Here is a 17,889-nt window from a genome sequence, read left to right as displayed (position 1 = left end):
ATGCGGGTACACCCGTACCGGCTGGCCGGAGAGCCAGTCGAGATCAAGGTCGCCGAGAACGGTGACGACCTGCGGGAGTTCCGCACCTGGTGGACCGCCCACGCCAACGCGGGCACGCTGATCGGCTTCGACACCGAGACCACCGGCCTGGCGTGGACCGACCGAATACGCCTGGCGCAGTTCGCCGACACCCACACCGCGTACGTCATCCCCGTCGAACTCGGCGGACCCTTCCGCAGGACCGCGATCGAGGCCCTGGCCGCGCTGCCGAACCTGGTGGCGCACAATCTCGCCTTCGATGCACTGGCCGTGGACCGGGAGTTCGGCATCCGGCTGGAAGACCTCTACCCGCGCGCCCAGGACTCCCGGGTGGCCGCCCACCTGCTCGACAGTCGCCACGACTACGAGGGCGGGGTGGGCCTGTCCCTCAAGCCGCTGTCGGCCTGGTACGTCGATCCCGCGGCCCCCGATACGCAGAACGACCTGACGAAGGTCTTCAACGGGCTCGGGTTGACGAAGGAGAACGGCTGGGCACGGATCAGCCTCTCGCACGACGTCTACGAGCTGTACGCCGGTCTCGACGCCCTGCTCGTCGCCAGGTTGCTGCCCAAGCTGCTGGAGCGCTACCGGGCGGAGGGACTGCGCTCGGCGCTGCTGCCGTACGAACACCGGGTCGCGCTGGTCTGCGCGAAGTTGCAGCGCAAGGGCATGCTGATCGACCCCGAGTACACCGAGGGCCTGGTCGGCCGCCTCGCCCGGCAGAAGGAGCGGTACTCCACCGTGGCTGAGCGCTTCGGGGTGTCCTCGGTGAACTCGCCCGACCAGGTGGTGGGCGCCCTGCTCGGAATGGGCGAGGTGTTGACCGAGAAGACCGACAGCGGCGCGCTGTCGGTGGCCAAAGAGGTACTGCTGCCGATGGCCGATCTCGACCCGGACTGGGTCCGGCTCGGGATGCGCGAGCCCAACCCGTTGGCGGACGCCGTGCTGCGGGCGAAGAGGGCGGGCAAGTGGTCGACCAGCTACGCCGAGGCGATGCTGAACAACCGCGACCACGTCGACCGCATCCACCCGAAGATCAACCCTCTCGGTGCCCAGACCGGCCGCGCCTCGCACTCCGACCCGGCGATGGCCCAGCTACCCTCCCACGGATGGGAGGTGCGCCGCTGCGTGGTCGCCGAGCCGGGTCACGCCTACTTCTCGGTGGACCAGCAGGCGGTCGAACTCCGGGTGCTGGCCGCCCTGTCGGGCGAGTCCAGGATGACCCGGGCCATCGCCCAGGGGCATGACCTGCACGGGTACGCGGCGAAGCTCATGTTCGGCGAGGACTACACCAAGGCCCAGCGCACCCTGGCCAAGATCGCCGGGTTGGGCACCGCCTACCAGGGCGGGGCCGCGACGCTGGCCAAGCAGACCGGCCAGGACGTGGCGGTCATGCGGGACACGCTCCAGCGCTACGGCAAGGCGTTCCCCGGGATCAAGAGGTGGGCCCGCAAGATGCAACGCACCGCGCTGGCGGAGCGGTGCACGATGACCACGGTCACCGGCCGGCGGCTCCACCTGGACCGCGACAAGCTGTACAAGTCGGTCGCCTACGCCTGCCAGTCCACGGCGAGGGACACGATGGGGCAGGCGCTGATCAAGATGGACGACCAGGGCCTGACCCCTTACCTCACCATGTGGGTGCACGACGAGGTCGTGGGCACCGCCCCGAAGAAGGAGGCCGCGGACGTCGCCCGCGCGTGCGCCGAGGCCATGAGGATGGACCTGCTGGGCGTCCCGCTGGACACCGACCCGGAGGTCTACGGGCCGAGCTGGGCCGACGGCTACGGCCTGCCCAAGGAGTGGGCCTATGCGGCGTGAGCCTGAGAGCGCGCACACCCAGTTCTGCGAGGTGTGCGACGACGAGAAGCCGCTCGGCCAGTTCGGCAGGCGCAAGAGGTCGCCGAACGGGCGGGCGAACGTCTGCCGGCCGTGCGTGCGTGCGGCGAACCGCAAGGCCAACCGCGACCCGCAGGTGGTCCGCAAGCGTCGGGACGCCCGGCTGCGGCGGGCCTACGGCATCACGCTGAGCGACTACGAGCGGATGGGCCGCAGTCAGCGGTGGCGGTGCGCGATCTGCGGGCACAAGGCCGCCGTCGGTGACCGCCTGGTGGTCGACCACGACCACGCCAAGCCGCACGGACAGGCCGTCAGAAGGCTTCTGTGCAGGGGGGAGAACAGTGCACTCGGCCACTTTGGGGACTCGTCCGACCGGGTTGCCCGGGGGGCCGAATACCTGCGCGACCACGGCAAGTGAGATTGGAGTCACATTACCTGCTCTTTGCATACAAACATGCAGGTAATCGCCATGATCGGGACGAAGGGCCCTATTGCCAACGAATGTTTGCGTTGCGGACCTTTCGGGTGCATGTAAGCCTGTCATGACAAGCCGCGCCGGAGGACGCGCGGGCCATAGCTGGGAGTGATGATGACGCGGGGAGCATGGGCCCGTACCGGAGGTGTCTCCCGGCATCTTTCCCGGCTTTCCCGCGCTCGCCGGGCGGCGGCCGAAAACATCAGCCCCGCCGGGGCGTTAGCGATGCGCCACGCCATGGGGATCACTGACGGGAGCCGTCTTCGCCTCAGTGACCTGGAGGCGGTGGTGGACCCCCGCGAGATCGCGCGCCTGCCCCTCGTTCTCCTGTCCGCCCTTCATGTGGAGCGAGCGGTGAACCCCGGCCCGGACCGGGCCGGGATCGAACGCGCCCTCATCCTGCGTCTCGCGCGCTGCATGGCGCTATTCACGCGTCGCCTCGCCCTCACCATTCCTCCGGCACCCCGCCGGAGGATTCGCGGAGCTTGACCGGCCTGACCTGATCCCAGGCCACCCCAGGCCCCTGCCTTTCGGCTAGTCCGAACCGGCAGGGGCCTTTTCCATGCCCCGACACGGCCGCCGTGCCCGCCGGGGCTTCTTCGCGCCCTGATGCGGCCACGCGCCGGCCGGGCCTTCGCCATGCCCTTTTGCGGTCCGCCGCACGGCGATACCGCACGCCCATCTATCTGTTCTGTACATGCCAAGGAACCACCATGCCTTCGTCCTGCATCACCCCCGCCCTGATCTCCCTCGCCCAGACCCCCAAGCCCCTGACCGCCCTGACCGGCGTGGGCCAGCTCGACCGGGGCCGCGTCGCCACCGAGGAGATCCTGACGGAACTGGAAGGCATCGCCCGGTCCGTCTCCCGCAAGCGCGCCCAGCAGATGGAAGGCGACAGCCACCAGGCCGCCCAGGACATCGCCCAGGAGATGCGCCTCTCCTTCTGGCGCGCCCTCAACGACTGGGACGTGGACGCCCCCAACACCGCCCAGTTCACCTCCTACGCCTTCCAGCGCGCCAAGCTCGACGGCCGCGCGGTCGTCGCCCGCGAGGTCGCCCCGGGCGTGCCGCGCTCCACCTCCGCCGCGTTCATGGGAGCCCTCTCCCGATCCGGCGGCGACTTCCACGCCGCGAAGGCCGAACTGATCGCCCACCCGGACCCCCAGGTCCGCTTCTCGCCCGAACGGGCCGACGCCGTCGCCGCCGCCTTCGACCGCCCCGTACCGCTGGCCGGCGTCTCGGAGAGCGCGCTCGAAGCCTCCACCGCACAGGACCCCGACCACCTGGTCGAGTACACCCCGCTCGGCACCACACCCCGCAGCGCACGCACCCACCTTGCCGTCAAGGACGGCCGACAGGTCGTTGCGGGCGCCACCCGCCAGGGCTGGTGCACCGACCTCCAGCCCTCCCTGGCCCACAACCTCCTGGAGGTCTCCCGCGACGCCGTGCGCTGCAAAGGGGTGAAGGTCACCGGGACCAAGCGCGGCAAGCACGCCACCGGCGCGATCATCGACCGCGCGGCCGACACCGACAGCTCCGCCCGCTTCACCGCCGCCGCCGAAGTCAAAGCCGCGGAGCTGCTGGCCGCCATGTCCCCGACCGAGGCCGCCATCGCCCGCGCGGCGTTCGGCTTCGACGGACCGCCGCTGCTCACCGACGCCGGGAAGCTCGACGCCACCGCGATAGCGGACCTGCTGGGCAAGACCCCGGGCACCGTCAAGGCCACCTGGTCGCGCGTCCTGAAGAAGCTGCGGGCCACCGCGTGAGGCCGCGTGTTAACCGCACCGCCTCAAGCCTTCCGAACCCCCACCGCCACGGAAGGACCCCGCGATGAACACCCCGGTCGGAACCTACGAGCTGTCCGGCGGCGCGACCCTGCGCGTCTTCGCCGACTCCGGCGACAGCGACGGCTACGGCCTGGAGATCACCGACAGGGAGCGGACCGTCCGCTACGACGGCGGGCACTCCGCCCGCGAGGTCCAGGCGTTCCTGGGCCTGTTCACCTGATCAAGGAGAGAGACCCGTGATCGAGACCACCGAGCACAAGGCCACCATGACGACCCGGCTCGGGGCCGTCGTCGGTGTGCGCAACGAACGGCTGCACGGCGTCCTCGCCCTGTCCGTCGGGGCCGAGACCGGTCGCCCCGCCCGCCTCAATGCCGACCAGTGCCGCGAGCTGTCCGCCTACCTCGCCCGCCAGGCCAGCATCCTGGAGCGCGAGGCCAAGGCCGAACGCGTCTCCGCACCCAGAGCGACGGCCGGCGGGCTGTACGACCGCCCCGCGCCCCCGCCTCTGTTCGGCCCAGACGCGCACTGGGAGAAGCGGTGAACCGCCCCGAGGCCCTGGCCCTCGCCCAGAAGACCGTCACCGAGATGGCCACCAACGCCCGTGGCTACCAGGACCAGCCGATCGACGCCCGGGTGAGCGCCGTCCTGCGCATCGCCGAGTACCTGACCGCACCCACCGGAGAGAACCCCCATGACGACCGTCCCTGAGCAGTACACCGTCCACACGGACGAGCAGCGGTTCCCCTGTAAGTACGACGGCCCCCGCGACTACGCCCGCACCCACGTGGACGGCGAGGGCGACATCGGCCTGCTGGTGCACTGCGGCGAGACCGCCGTCTCCATCTACCTGAACCCCGAGGTCGCCGAGTCCCTGGGCAACACCCTCGCCCAGGCCGCCGCCCAGTCCCGCGCCACCGTCCAGGAGATCGAGCGCGTCCGCCAGGAGGAAGCCGAGGCCGCCCGACGCCTCGGTGAGATGGAGGCCGCCCGCCAGGCCGAGCAGGCCCGCCAGGCCGGACAGCCCTACCTGGCGGCCGGTGGCTCGACCTCGCCCTCCGCGCTCCCGCAGCCGGTCCTGGCCGACCAGCTCACCGCCCCGCAGTCGATCGTGGCCGACTACCCGCCGGCCCCACCGGCCTACCCCGCCCCGCAGCCGCCGACCTTCGCCGACGCGATACTCCCGCAGCCCGGAACCGCCGAGCGCGAGCGCGCGTTCCTGCGCGCCTCCGAACTGCTAGGCCCCGACGCCGGAGTGGCCTCCCGCATCGCCATGGCGAACTACCTGCTGAAGGGAGCGGCGTGAGCGTCCCCGTGGTCCATGCCGTTGTCCACCAGGCCGCCCGCGCCTACGAGGCCCGAACCCCGGCGGGCGAGCGAGTCATCGTCATCGAGACCGAGCACCACGCGCCCGGCCAGATCACCCGAACGGTCGTCCCCCTTCCGGACCACATCGCACTCGACCTCGTCACCAGCATCGAGTCCATCGGCTGGTGACAACCGCCCTCACCCATGCCAAGGCCCCCGGTCGGCACTGCTCGCACAGTGCTGACCGGGGGCCTTTTCTGCGTTTCAGGACCCGTCCGCCGCGGATTCCTCCTGCTTCTTCTTCGGAGGCTTCCACCCGCGCGGCTTGGCCCACTCGATGACGATGCGCTGCGGCGTCACCCGCTGGCCGGAGTAGTCGGCCTTCCGGATGAAGATCTTGTCGATAGCAAGTCGCAGGAGTTGTCCGCGGAACGTGTCAGTAGAGGAGTCCCAAAGCTTCGCGCAGCGGGCGGGGTCGGTGAGTACGGAGATGTCCCCGAGAGGCTGAGCCACCTTCTCCCACTCCTTCCGTGCCGTCTCCACATCGGACACCGCTGCACGTCGGAGCTTGACGAACGTGGTCTCGCCGTCACGTCCACCGTATGCCCCCGCCGCATTCAGGCGGTCGAGCCTGGCGACGGCCTCTCCGGCGACCTTGAGCTGGCCCCGCGCCTCGGACTCAACCTCGCTCTCCGTGGGGTGGGAGAGGGCAACCCAACGCTCACTCACGGCCAGCATGGTCGGGTCCAGCGGGTCCGCTTCCGCGAGTCGCTTCTTCCACTCCGCCAGGACGACGCGCACCACGCCGGTTCGAGTGGCGGTGCAGGGATCGGCGCAGGGAATCCCGGCGAGGTTGTCCGAGCATCGGAATGCGTTTCCGTTCGAGATGGCGCGGTGTCCCGTCTCCTCCTCGAAGCCACCACCGGCGCACCAGGTGAGGCCCGCTGCGGGGCTGGGCTCGGCAGGGGCCTGCTCGTCCGTGCGATCAGTGCCGAAGCCCGCCGGCCGCTGGACTCCGGCAGCCGTCTGGCGGTGCTTGTCCCAGATAGCCTGCGAGATGCCCTCGAAGCCCTTGGCGAAGACCCGCACCTTCTTCCCCTTGGCATTCCGGTAGATCACGGGTGCACCCTTGACGGTCACCACCTGCCAGCCCAAATAGACGGGGTTGCGGAGGATCTTGCCGACGGTGGTAGCCCGCCAGTGACCGCCGCGAGGGGCGGTGAACCCGTCTGCGGTGAGCCCCGCTGCGATCTTCCGGTGTGACTTCCCTTCGGCCGCCTCGTTGTGGATACGCTCCACGACGGGCCACCACTTGTTGCCCTTGAGCTTCCGCTTCTTCGTGACCTTGAGCCCGTAGGGCACCGTGGCAAGCCACTTGCCCGCGTCGCGCTGCTCGGCCTTGGTGTCCCGTACCTTCTCGGACAGGATGCGGCTGTACTCGCGGTCGCGCTCGGCGTCCTCAATGATCCGGCGACGGTCCTCGGGTCGCTCCGTGTCGAGCCCGTTGATATCGAAGACCAGCCGCTTGCCGGGGCTGTCCAGGATCTTCAGCACGTCGCCCGCGCCCTTGCGGCTGTACCGCGAGGAGTCGTAGGCCCAGAGGCAGTCCGATCCACCTTCGAGTAGGGCATGAACCGCTGCATCGAAGTCCGGCCTCTTCACGCCGGGCTTATAGGCGGACAGGTTCTCGCGGTAGATCCGGCGAATCGTGTAGCCGTTCCGCTTACCCCATGCGCGGCCCCGGGTCTCCTGCGATTGGAGAGACAGGATGTCGCGGGGTGCCGTTCCCCGGACGATTTGTGATTTCCGCAGGAGGAGGTCCAGGTATCGGACCTGCTCGTCCGCCGTGCGCGCCATGCTTTCACTCTCCGGTCAGCGGCGCGCACCCGCACCCGGTGAGGTGGCAGTCTGGTTACGCGCTCTGGAGCGCGTAGGCGTCGAGCTTGTTGTAGAGCCCGATGCCGCGCCCCTCCTGCCGCAGGTACAGCAGGTAGCCGCCCGCGTCGGAGATCCGCTCGACCGCCTCGCGCAGCTGCGGCCCGCAGTCGCAGCGGTCGGAGCCGAACACGTCGCCGGTCAGGCACTCCGAGTGCAGCCGCACCAGCGGTGTGCCGCCCTCCGGCACGGTGCCGAGGGCCAGGGCGAGGTGCTCGGCCCCGTCCGTCAGCCCGTGGAAGGTGAACACCTCGGCCTCGGCCCGGTACCCGTCCGGAAAGGTCAGCGGGATCCGCACCCGGGACCGGACCCGGGCGCCGTCGGCGGTCTGCGGGGCGCCCGCGGCCAACGGCGCCCGCGGGGAATTGTTCTGCTGCTCGGGCAGCTGCACCTGCGGCATGGGCTGGACCTCCGTGACGGACGGTTCTCCTGGGACTCGGCTCCCGACGGTACTAGGTAGTTCCAATTTGAACAACAGCCCGGCCGGAGGTGTACGGACGGTTGGCGCCGCTCACGAACCGAAAGCCGAGGTCGGGCCGCGACCGATAGGGGCGGACAAACCCGGGGGAGCGGTGCGAGACTGACGCCTGCGAGCGGTCCGGAGTCGCCGCGCTGGTGTTGTTGCGCGCCGTGACGCCCTCAATGGCGAGGGGACCGCCGGCGTCTCCCCCCGGCGGGGGAGCGCCTGTCTTTCGACCACCCCCCATGGAAGGTGCTCACAAGATGCCGGCTACCCCTGTGCCCGTCGCGTCCCACAACGCCGAGAACCCCGCTCTTGAGTCGCTGCTCGCCGAGGTGCTGCGCCGCAACGCCGGCGAGCCCGAGTTCCACCAGGCCGTGCGGGAGGTGGTGGAGACGCTCGGACCGGTGCTGGCGGCGCGGCCGGAGCTGGTCGAGGCGCGGATCGTCGAGCGGATCGTGGAGCCCGAGCGCCAGGTGATGTTCCGGGTGCCGTGGACGGACGACCGGGGCCGGGTGCACGTCAACCGGGGCTTCCGGGTGGAGTTCAACAGCGCCCTCGGCCCGTACAAGGGCGGGCTGCGGTTCCACCCCTCGGTGAACCTCGGGATCGTGAAGTTCCTCGGCTTCGAGCAGATCTTCAAGAACGCGCTGACCGGCCTCGGCATCGGTGGCGGCAAGGGTGGCTCGGACTTCGACCCCAAGGGCCGCTCGGACGCCGAGATCATGCGCTTCTGCCAGTCCTTCATGACCGAGCTGTACCGCCACCTCGGCGAGCACACCGACGTCCCGGCCGGGGACATCGGCGTCGGCGGCCGAGAGATCGGCTACCTGTTCGGCCAGTACAAGCGGATCACCAACCGCTACGAGGCGGGCGTGCTGACCGGCAAGGGCATCGGCTGGGGCGGCTCCCAGGCCAGGACCGAGGCCACCGGCTACGGCTGCGTGCTGTTCACCGCCGAGATGCTGCGCGCCCGGGGCGAGGAGCTCGACGGCCTGCGGGTAGCCGTCTCCGGCTCCGGGAACGTCGCCCTGTACGCGATCGAGAAGGCCCAGCAGCTCGGCGCGACCGTGGTCACCGCCTCCGACTCCACCGGCTTCGTGGTGGACGAGAAGGGCATCGACCTCGACCTGCTGAAGGAGGTCAAGGAGGTCCGGCGCGGCCGGCTCACCGAGTACGCCGAGCGGCGCGGAAGCCACGTCAAGTACCAGGAGGGCACCGGCGTCTGGGGCGTCCCGGTGGACGTGGCGCTGCCCTGCGCCACCCAGAACGAGCTGGCCGGGCCGGACGCGCTGGCCCTGGTCCGGGGCGGGGTGCGGGCGGTCGCCGAGGGCGCCAACATGCCGACCACGCCCGAGGCGGTGCGGGTGTTCCAGGAGGCCGGGGTGGCCTTCGGGCCTGGCAAGGCCGCCAACGCCGGCGGCGTCGCGACCAGCGCGCTGGAGATGCAGCAGAACGCCTCCCGCGACGCCTGGTCCTTCGAGCGGACCGAGGAGCGGCTGGCCGCGATCATGCGCGACATCCACGACTCCTGCCACACCACGGCGGAGAAGTACGGCCGCCCCGGCGACTACGTGCTGGGCGCCAACATCGCCGGCTTCGAGCTGGTGGCGGACGCGATGCTGGCGCAGGGCCTGATCTGACGGTCCGCACGTCGCGGTCGGCCGCGCTCCCGCGGTCGGCCGCACCGTCGCGGGCCACCCGACCGGAGCGGGCACGGGATGTCGGGTCCGGCCGGGTGGCCGCTGCCTACGGTGAGGAGCACAGGAACGGAAGGACGGGGCGGGGCGGATGCTGGAGCGGTTGAACCGGGCCATGGAGTACATCGAGGAGCACCTCGACGGGACGGTCGACGCGGGTGAGCTCGCGCGGATCGCGACCACCTCGGAGTACCACTTCCGGCGGCTGTTCTCGGCCCTGGCCGGCATGCCGCTGTCGGAGTACCTCCGGCGCCGGCGGCTGACCCTCGCGGGGGCCGAGGTGCTGGCCGGGGACCGGACCCTGCTGGATGTCGCGGTCCGCTACGGCTACGGCTCGGGCGAGGCGTTCGCCCGGGCGTTCCGGGCGATGCACGGCGTCGGCCCGGGCGAGGCCCGGCAGCGCGGCGCGGTGCTCGTGTCCCAGCCCCGGATGTCCTTCCGGCTCGTCGTCGAAGGGAGCAGCAGTATGGAGTACCGGATCGTCGAGAAGCCGGCGTTCAGGATCGTCGGGCGCAGGGCCAGGGTCCCGCTGGTGCACGAGGGGGTCAACCCGGCCATCGCGGAGTTCGTCCGGGGGATCGGGCCGGAGCAGGTCGAGCGGATCACGGCCCTCTCGGGGCAGGAGCCGCGCGGGATCCTCTCGGTCACCGAGTTCTTCTCGGACAGCCGGGAGCAGGGCGTGCCGCTCGACTACTACCACGCGGTCGCGGCCGGGCCGGACACCGAGGTGCCGGAGGGCCTCGACGTGCGGGAGGTCCCGACCGGGACCTGGGCGGTGTTCCGTGCCGTCGGGCCGTTCCCGCAGGCGCTCCAGGAGATGTGGCGGGACGTCTTCACGCAGTGGTTCCCGTCCAACCCGTACGAGTTCCGGCCGGGCCCGGAGATCCTGCGGGTCGGCGCGCTGGTGGAGGCGGCGGAGGCGGAGGCCGAGCTCTGGATCCCGGTGACGCGGGCGGCCGACTGACACGGTTGGCCGACTGACACGGCCGGAGCGTCCTGGCCGCCCGTTCGGCCCACCAGGACCGGCTCCGCCCCGGCCCCCGCCCGCATGCTGGGGCGGGGGCCGTCGAGCGGGAGAGTGGAGCGGGGATGGCCAAGGCGTTCGGATTCGTCGACTACGGCGGCCCGGAGAACCAGGAGTTCCTGGACCGGCCCGTACTGGAGCCCGGCCCGGGGCAGCTCGCGGTCGCCGTCCGGGCGGCCGGGGTGAACCCGGTGGACTGGAAGGTCCGCCGGGGCCTGCTCGGCCGGGAGCGCCGACTGCCCTTCGTGATGGGCTCGGAGGCCTCCGGGGTGGTGGAGCGGATCGGCCCCGGCGTCACCGGGTTCACCCCCGGCGACGAGGTGTTCGGGCTGGTCGCGGCGGGTGCCTTCGCCGAACAGACGCTGCTGCTGGCCGGGTCGAGCGCGCTGAAGCCGGCGAAGGTCGGCTTCGACCTGGCCGCCACCCTGCCGGTGGCGGCCGCGACCGCCGACGACGGCGTCCGCGACATCGGCGTGGGCGCCGGGCAGACCCTGCTGATCCTCGGTGTCTCCGGCGGCGTCGGCAGCGCGGCCGCGCAGATCGCCCGCAGCCGGGGGATCCGCGTCGTCGGCACCGCCGGCGACTCCAACCGCGCCTACGTCGAGTCGCTGGGCGCGGTGCCGGTCCGCTACGGCGAGGGCGTCGCGGACCGGATCCGGGCGGTCGCGCCGGACGGCGTCGACGGCATCCTCGACCTGATCGGCGGGGACGACCTCCGGGCCGCCGCGGTGACCCTGGCCGACCGGTCCCGGCTGGTCGCCACCAGCGATCCGGTCACCGCGCAGGAGCTCGGCGGCCGTTTCATCACCCGGTCCACCACTCCCGGCACCCTGGCCGCCCTGGCCGAACTCGTGGCCGCGGGGGAGCTGGACCCGAACGTCTCCGCCCGCTACCCGCTGGCCCACGCCGCCGAGGCGATGGCCCTCGTCGAGTCGGGGCACGCGCGCGGCAAGCTGGTCCTCGAAGTGGGCTGACGCCGGGGGCGCGGGGTCCGGTGCCTACCCCTGGGACGCACCTGGCCCGCGCCGCTCCCGCCGCCGGCCGGCCACCGCGGCGGCCGCCGCCCCCGCCGTCACCAGTACGGCCGTCAGCGGGACGACGTCCCCCACCCGGTCGTACCAGGTGGCCGCGTCCGGCGCCGTCAGCGGCAGCCGCAACACCAGCGAGCCCGTGCCGTCGGTGCCCAGCCGTGCCAGCTCCCGGCCCTGTGCGTCGAAGGCGGCCGACACCCCGGTCAGCGAGGCCTGGACGACCGGCCGGCCGGTCTCGGCGGCCCGGATCGCGGCCAGCGAGACATGCTGCTCGGGCGCCCAGCTCCGCTGGAAGGTCGAGGTCGACGACTGGTAGACGATGACCCTGGCCCCCGCCCGGGCGGCCGTCCGCGCCATGTCGGGGAACGCCGACTCGAAGCAGATCAGGGTGCCGATCGGCAGCGCCCGGCCGGACCGGTCCACGGCCGGCAGCAGGTGCTGGTCGGTGCCGGGCGCCCGGTTCTCGCCCGCCGCCCGGCTGACCCCGGCCACCCAGCCGAGCACCGGCCGCAGCGGGATGTACTCGCCGAACGGCACCAGCCGGATCTTGCGGTACCGGTCGACCACGCCGTCCGGGGAGACCAGGACGGCGTCCTTGGAGATCCGCCCGTCCGACTTCCGGGCGTCCTCGCCGGCCAGCAGCTCGGCCCCGGTGGCGGCGGACAGCGCGCGCAGCCGGGCCAGCGTCGCCGGGTCGCGGTCGAGGTCGGCGGTGGTGCTGGACTCGCCCCAGACCACCAGGTCCACCGGGGGCCGCCCGACCAGCGCGGCGGTGGCCCGGGCGCTCGCCTCGAAGCGGGCCTCCGGCTCGTCCACGATGCCCGGCTGCACCAGGGCGATCCGCACCTCGGCCGGCCCCGGCCCGCCCGCCGCGGCGGCCGGGGGCGCCGACCGGAGCGCGAACAGCAGCGGCCCGGCCGCCAGGACCGCCGCCGCGAACAGCGCCGCCACCGCCCGGGGGCGCGGGTCGACGGCGGTGAGCGCCACCGCCACCGCGGTGTTGACCGCCACCACCGCGGCGCTGACCAGCCAGATCCCGCCCGCCGAGGCCAGCGCCAGCACGGCCGGGTGCTGCCACTGGGTGGCGCCGAGCAGCGCCCACGGCCCGCCCAAGGCGTGCCAGGAGCGCGCGTACTCGGTGGTCAGCCAGACCGCCGCGACCACCACCGGCGCGAGCAGCGCCCGCCGGACCGTCAGCGGGGGCCGCAGCAGCCGCCACACCGCGACGCCCACCCCGGCCTGGAGCGCCCCGAACACCACCGCGAGCAGCGGCAGCCCGGGGCCGATGGAGCGGGTCAGCCAGGACATCCCGGTCAGGATGAACCCGGCGCCGAACCACCAGCCGCGCACCGCCGCCTCCCGGGCCCCCGGGGCCGACCGCATCAGCAGCAGGCCGGGGACGAGCGCGACCCAGGCCAGCGCCGCCACCCCGGGGGCCGGGAAGGCGAGCACGGGCAGCGCCCCGGCGGCCAGTGCCGCCAGCCGGGGCCGGTACCGGGCTAGCGTCCGGCCGGTGCGGGCGGCGGCGGCCGCCGGGGCGGTGGGACCGGGGGGACCGGCGGGGCCGGTGAGCAGGGGAGGGCGCGGCATGCCCCGTATTGTCCGCTTGGCGCGGCCCCGTCACCAGCCCCGTGATCACCCGAACGGAGTACCGGTCGAGGACGGGTCGGTCCTCGGGCAGGTCCTCGGGCAGGCCCCGGGGTCAGCCGTCCTCGCCCTCCAGGTCCCCCTCGGTCTCCAGGAACGCGGCCTGGAGCTGCTCGATCAGCTGCGGGTCCGGCTTCTCCCACAGCCCGCGGCTCGCCGCCTCCAGCAGCCGCTCGCTGATCCCGTGCAGCGCCCACGGGTTGGCGCCGGCGAGGAACTCCCGGTTGACCGGGTCCAGCACGTACTCCTGGGTGAGCTTCTCGTACATCCAGTCCGCGACCACACCGGTGGTGGCGTCGTACCCGAAGAGGTAGTCGACCGTCGCGGCCATCTCGAAGGCGCCCTTGTAGCCGTGCCGCCGCATCGCCTCGATCCAGCGCGGGTTGACCACCCGGGCGCGGAAGACCCGGGCCGCCTCCTCGGTCAGGGTGCGGGTGCGGACCGTCTCCGGGCGGGTCGAGTCGCCGATGTAGGCGGTCGGCGCCTTGCCGGTGAGCGCGCGCACGGTGGCCACCATGCCGCCGTGGTACTGGAAGTAGTCGTCCGAGTCGGCGATGTCGTGCTCGCGGGTGTCGGTGTTCTTCGCGGCGACGGTGATCCGCTTGTACGCGGTCTCCATCTCCTCGCGGGCCGGACGCCCGTCCAGCCCGCGCCCGTACGCGTAGCCGCCCCAGACCGTGTACACCTCGGCCAGGTCGGCGTCGGTGCGCCAGTCCCGGCTGTCGATCAGCTGCAGCAGTCCCGCGCCGTAGGTGCCGGGCCGGGAGCCGAAGACCCGGGTGGTGGCCTTGCGCTCGTCGCCGTGCACGGCCAGGTCCGCCTGGACGTGGGCGCGGACGAAGTTGTCCGCGTCCGGCTCCTCCTGGGCGGCGGCCAGCCGGACGGCGTCGTCCAGCAGCGCGACCACGTGCGGGAAGGCGTCCCGGAAGAAGCCGGAGATGCGCAGCGTGACGTCGATCCGCGGGCGGCCCAGCTCCTCGAGCGTGATCGCCTCCAGGCCGGTGACCCGGCGCGAGGCGTCGTCCCAGACCGGGCGGACGCCGAGCAGTGCGAAGGCCTCGGCGATGTCGTCGCCGGCGGTGCGCATCGCGCTGGTGCCCCACAGCGACAGGCCCACCGAGGACGGGTGGGTGCCGTCGTTGTCGGCCCGGTAGCGGTCGATCAGCGAGGCGGCGAGCGCCTGGCCGGTCTCCCAGGCGAGCTTGCTGGGCACCGCCTTGGGGTCGACGGAGTAGAAGTTGCGGCCGGTCGGCAGCACGTTGACCAGTCCGCGCAGCGGCGAGCCGGACGGGCCGGCCGGGACGAAGCCGCCCCGGAGCGCGTGCAGCACGGCGTCCAGCTCGTCGGTGGTCGCGGCGAGCCGCGGCACCACCTGGGTGGCGGCGAAGGCCAGCACCTCGTGGACGGCCTCCGGCAGCCCGGCGGCGACCTTCTCCACCGCCTCGGGCGCCCAGTCGGCCGCCTCCATGGCCTCGACCAGGGCGCGGGCCTGCGCCTCGGCCGCGTCGGTGGCGCCGAGGGTGAGCGCGGCCTCGTCCAGGCCGAGCGCCTCGCGCAGGCCGGGCAGGGCGCTGACGCCGCCCCAGATCTGGCGGGCGCGCAGGATGGCGAGCACGATGTTCACCCGGTCGGTGCCGGCCGGCGCCTGGCCGAGGACGTGCAGGCCGTCGCGGATCTGGGCGTCCTTGATCTCGCACAGCCAGCCGTCGACGTGCAGCAGGAAGTCGTCGAAGCCGTCGTCCTCGGGGCGCTCGTCCAGGCCGAGGTCGTGGTCGAGCCGGGCGGCCTGGATCAGGGTCCAGATCTGGGCCCGGATCGCGGGCAGCTTGGCCGGGTCCATCGCGGCGATGTTGGAGTGCTCGTCGAGCAGCTGCTCCAGGCGGGCGATGTCGCCGTAGGAGTCGGCGCGGGCCATCGGCGGGACGAGGTGGTCGACCAGGGTGGCGTGGGCGCGGCGCTTGGCCTGGGTGCCCTCGCCCGGGTCGTTGACCAGGAACGGGTAGACCAGCGGCAGGTCGCCGAGGACGGCGTCCGGGCCGCACTCGGCGGACAGCGCGGCGGTCTTGCCGGGCAGCCACTCCAGGTTGCCGTGCTTGCCGAGGTGGACCACGGCGTGGGCGCCGAAGCCGCCGTCGGACTGCGCGGCGGCGATCCAGCGGTAGGCGGCCAGGTAGTGGTGGGACGGCGGGAGGTCCGGGTCGTGGTAGATCGCGACCGGGTTCTCGCCGAAGCCGCGCGGCGGCTGGATGAGCACCAGCAGGTTCCCGGAGCGGATCCCGGCGAGCACGATGTCGCCGTCCGGGTTCTGCGAGCGGTCGACGTACAGCTCGCCGGGGGCCGGGCCCCAGTGCCCCTCGACCTGCTCGCGCAGGGCGGCGGGCAGCGTGGCGTACCAGCGGCGGTAGTCGGCGGCGGGGATGCGCACCGGGTTGCGGGCCAGCTGGTCCTCGGTGAGCCAGTCCTGGTCGTAGCCGCCGGCCGCGATCAGCGCGTGGATGAGGGCGTCGCCCTCATGGCCGTCGTCGGTGTCGTCGGTGTCCAGCCCCGGCAGGTCCTCGCCGAGGTCCATGCCCTCCGCACGCAGGCGCTCCAGCAGGCGGATCGCGCTGGCCGGGGTGTCCAGGCCGACGGCGTTGCCGACCCGGGCGTGCTTGGTCGGGTAGGCGGAGAGCACCAGCGCGAGCCGGCGCTCGGTGGCCGGGACGTGCCGCAGCCGGGCGTGGGCGACGGCGATGCCGGCCACCCGGGCCGAGCGCTCCTCGTCGGCGGCGTAGACGGTGAGGCCGTCCTCGTCCAGCTCCTTGAAGGAGAACGGGACGGTGATCAGCCGGCCGTCGAACTCGGGCACGGCGATCTGGGTGGCGGTGTCCAGCGGGGAGAGGCCGTCGTCGCTCTCCTCCCAGCGGGCGCGCGACCAGGTCAGGCAGAGCGCCTGGAGGATCGGCCGGTCCAGGGCGGCGAGCGCGCCCGCGTCCCAGGCCTCCTCGTCGCCGCCGGCCTGGGCGTCGGCCGGGCGGGTGCCGCCGGCGGCGAGCACGGTGGTGACGAGGGCGTCCGCCTCGCCGAGGGCGGCCAGCAGCTCCGGCTCGGCGCCGCGCAGCGAGGCGCAGTAGTAGGCGCGGGCCTGGGCGCCCTGGTCCTCGATCGCGCGGCAGAGGGTCTCCACGAAGGCGGTGTTGCCGCTCATGTGGTGGGCGCGGTAGTAGAGCACCGCGACGGTCGGACCTTCGGTGGTGCGGGCGGTGCGCTCCAGCGGGCCCCAGGCCGGGGCGGAGGCGGGCGGGGCGAAGCCGTGGCCGGTGAGCAGCACGGTGTCGGAGAGGAAGGCGCCGAGCTCGGCGAGGTTGGCAGCGCCGCCGTGGGCCAGGTAGGCGTGCGCCTCGGCGGCGATGCCGGCCGGGACGGTGGACAGCTCCATCAGCTGGGCGTCGGGGGCCTGTTCGCCGGTCAGCACGATCACCGGGCGGGGGCCGGCGAGCAGGGCGTCCAGGCCCTCCTGCCAGGCGCGGCGGCCGCCGAGCAGGCGGACCACGACCAGGTCGGTGCCCTCCAGCAGGTCGGGCAGTTCCTCGGCGGCGAGCCGGGCCGGGTTGCCGAGCCGGTAGCGGACCGGCCCCTCGGACGCGCGGGCGCTGAGCAGGTCGGTGTCTGACGTCGACAGCAGCAGAATCATGCGAAGGCCCTCCCGGCCTCGACGGCGGGCAAGGACAATTGCACGGAGCACCACGTGGGCGCGGGCATGCGGCGGCGCATGGCTTCAAGCCTTCCTCGGGGTCCGCGCCCCGGGCCGGTGGAGGACGGCAGGAGTTCCTGGCTCCCGCGCTTCCCCGGAGGCCCGGTGAAGCGCGGTCACAGTGGCGGGACCGCACCGGGTTCGCACCGGTTTCCTCCCCTGCGCCGTCGCTGGCGTGCGGACGGTCCGCGGGGACCGTCCGCGAGCATCGTACGGGGTGACGCTGACCTGGGGGAGTGCAGGTTCCGGCCGGTGCGGACGGGCTCGGAGGTGTGATCGACGGTACGGCGGCAACCCGTCCGATCCTCGGTATGCTCGCCGCCATGCCTCCCGAACCCGACGCCGTCGTGCCGGGCGCCGCCGTGCCCGACCGGGCGCGTTCGGACGCCTGCCCCGGGGCCCTTCGTCTGCATACCGCCGACGACGGCGCCCTGGCGCGGGTCCGGCTGCCCGGGGGGCTGCTGACTGACCGTCAGGCGCTGGCGCTGGCCGGGGCCGCGGAGACGCTCGGCGACGGCCGGCTGGAGATCACCTCGCGCGGCAACGTCCAGCTGCGGGGCCTGGCTTCGGACTGCGGCGGCGAACTCGCCGAGCGGCTGCGGGCCGCCGGCCTGCTGCCCTCCGACACCCATGAGCGGGTCCGCAACATCGTCGCCTCGCCCGGCCCCGGCGCCGGTCCCGCCGAGGGCTCCGCCGACGTGCGGGCCTGGGCCCGCGCCCTCGACGCGGCCCTGTGCGCCAGCCCCTGGGCGACCGGCCTGTCCGGAAAGTTCCTGTTCGCGCTGGACGACGGCCGCGGGGACGTCGCCGCGCTGGACGCCGATGTGACATTGATCGCAGGCCCGGACGGCACCGCCCTGCTGCGCCTCGGCCGGGCCGCCACCGCGCGGCCGGTGCCGGCCGGGCGGGCGGT

The 17,889-nt window shown here is 73.1% G+C and carries 14 protein-coding genes, 2 pseudogenes and 1 riboswitch; of the genes and pseudogenes, 12 read left to right on the top strand and 4 right to left on the bottom strand.

Features of this window, described 5'->3' with window-relative positions; translation table 11 throughout:
- The 8 genes from BI06_RS42290 to BI06_RS42260 all read left to right on the top strand — a co-directional run bounded on the left by BI06_RS42290 (position 1) and on the right by BI06_RS42260 (position 5,635).
- Positions 1 to 1,860 (top strand): DNA polymerase, encoded by a 1,860-nt coding sequence (locus BI06_RS42290; protein ID WP_043477460.1) that lies wholly within the window; start codon positions 1 to 3, stop codon positions 1,858 to 1,860.
- On the top strand, positions 1,850 to 2,296 hold the full coding sequence (locus tag BI06_RS42285; RefSeq protein ID WP_051742934.1) for an endonuclease domain-containing protein: 447 nt from the start codon (positions 1,850 to 1,852) through the stop codon (positions 2,294 to 2,296). The genes BI06_RS42290 and BI06_RS42285 overlap by 11 nt, the downstream gene beginning before the upstream one ends.
- A gap of 770 nt (positions 2,297 to 3,066) precedes the next feature.
- Complete coding sequence (locus BI06_RS42275) at positions 3,067 to 4,119, top strand: sigma-70 family RNA polymerase sigma factor (RefSeq protein WP_043477454.1); 1,053 nt, start codon at positions 3,067 to 3,069, stop codon at positions 4,117 to 4,119.
- Between the two features lie 64 nt (positions 4,120 to 4,183).
- On the top strand, positions 4,184 to 4,360 hold the full coding sequence (locus BI06_RS52005; protein WP_158516535.1) for a hypothetical protein: 177 nt from the start codon (positions 4,184 to 4,186) through the stop codon (positions 4,358 to 4,360).
- Between the two features lie 16 nt (positions 4,361 to 4,376).
- On the top strand, positions 4,377 to 4,682 hold the full coding sequence (locus BI06_RS42270) for a hypothetical protein (protein WP_043477451.1): 306 nt from the start codon (positions 4,377 to 4,379) through the stop codon (positions 4,680 to 4,682).
- On the top strand, positions 4,679 to 4,849 hold the full coding sequence (locus BI06_RS52000) for a hypothetical protein (protein ID WP_158516534.1): 171 nt from the start codon (positions 4,679 to 4,681) through the stop codon (positions 4,847 to 4,849). Before BI06_RS42270 ends, BI06_RS52000 begins: the two co-directional genes overlap by 4 nt.
- The gene (locus tag BI06_RS42265; protein WP_043477448.1) at positions 4,833 to 5,444 is read left to right on the top strand and encodes a hypothetical protein; all 612 of its coding nucleotides are present in this window, start codon (positions 4,833 to 4,835) and stop codon (positions 5,442 to 5,444) included. The genes BI06_RS52000 and BI06_RS42265 overlap by 17 nt, the downstream gene beginning before the upstream one ends.
- Positions 5,441 to 5,635, top strand: coding sequence for a hypothetical protein (locus BI06_RS42260; protein WP_043477445.1), 195 nt, complete (start codon positions 5,441 to 5,443; stop codon positions 5,633 to 5,635). The genes BI06_RS42265 and BI06_RS42260 overlap by 4 nt, the downstream gene beginning before the upstream one ends.
- 75 nt (positions 5,636 to 5,710) lie before the next feature.
- Here BI06_RS42260 and BI06_RS42255 read toward each other — a convergent pair whose 3' ends face one another.
- Both BI06_RS42255 and BI06_RS55330 read right to left on the bottom strand, forming a co-directional pair.
- Positions 5,711 to 7,303 (bottom strand): recombinase family protein, encoded by a 1,593-nt coding sequence (locus tag BI06_RS42255; protein ID WP_043477442.1) that lies wholly within the window; start codon positions 7,301 to 7,303, stop codon positions 5,711 to 5,713.
- A gap of 64 nt (positions 7,304 to 7,367) precedes the next feature.
- Positions 7,368 to 7,781 (bottom strand): annotated as a pseudogene (locus BI06_RS55330) (GTP cyclohydrolase); the annotation flags it as partial.
- A gap of 323 nt (positions 7,782 to 8,104) precedes the next feature.
- Between BI06_RS55330 and gdhA the strand changes: the two are divergent.
- From gdhA to BI06_RS42235, 3 genes are all read left to right on the top strand, one after another.
- Entirely contained in the window at positions 8,105 to 9,484 is a 1,380-nt protein-coding gene (gene gdhA, locus BI06_RS42245; protein ID WP_043477439.1) for an NADP-specific glutamate dehydrogenase, read from the top strand.
- A 148-nt stretch (positions 9,485 to 9,632) separates the two neighbouring features.
- Positions 9,633 to 10,505 carry an AraC family transcriptional regulator gene (locus BI06_RS42240; RefSeq protein WP_030392135.1) on the top strand — a complete coding sequence of 291 codons (873 nt, stop codon included), beginning with the start codon at positions 9,633 to 9,635 and terminating at the stop codon, positions 10,503 to 10,505.
- A 125-nt stretch (positions 10,506 to 10,630) separates the two neighbouring features.
- Positions 10,631 to 11,539, top strand: coding sequence for an NADP-dependent oxidoreductase (locus BI06_RS42235; protein ID WP_043477436.1), 909 nt, complete (start codon positions 10,631 to 10,633; stop codon positions 11,537 to 11,539).
- A 24-nt stretch (positions 11,540 to 11,563) separates the two neighbouring features.
- Here the strand turns inward: BI06_RS42235 and lnt are convergent, their stop codons facing one another.
- Both lnt and cobN read right to left on the bottom strand, forming a co-directional pair.
- Positions 11,564 to 13,186 (bottom strand): apolipoprotein N-acyltransferase, encoded by a 1,623-nt coding sequence (lnt, locus tag BI06_RS42230; RefSeq protein ID WP_051742933.1) that lies wholly within the window; start codon positions 13,184 to 13,186, stop codon positions 11,564 to 11,566.
- A gap of 112 nt (positions 13,187 to 13,298) precedes the next feature.
- Positions 13,299 to 16,916 carry a cobaltochelatase subunit CobN gene (gene cobN, locus BI06_RS42225; RefSeq protein WP_043477433.1) on the bottom strand — a complete coding sequence of 1,206 codons (3,618 nt, stop codon included), beginning with the start codon at positions 16,914 to 16,916 and terminating at the stop codon, positions 13,299 to 13,301.
- Positions 16,917 to 17,047: 131 nt separating this feature from the next.
- A riboswitch (cobalamin riboswitch) is annotated at positions 17,048 to 17,133 on the bottom strand.
- 154 nt (positions 17,134 to 17,287) lie between these two features.
- On the opposite strand from cobN, the pseudogene BI06_RS42220 reads away from it, so the two are divergent.
- Positions 17,288 to 17,889, top strand: a pseudogene (locus BI06_RS42220) (hypothetical protein); the annotation flags it as partial.

The sequence above is a fragment of the Kitasatospora sp. MBT66 genome (assembly GCF_000710405.2).
Classification (GTDB): domain Bacteria; phylum Actinomycetota; class Actinomycetes; order Streptomycetales; family Streptomycetaceae; genus Kitasatospora; species Kitasatospora purpeofusca.
The sequence above is the reverse complement of the archived record's forward strand: the minus strand, read 5'-3'. Positions and strand labels throughout refer to the sequence as shown.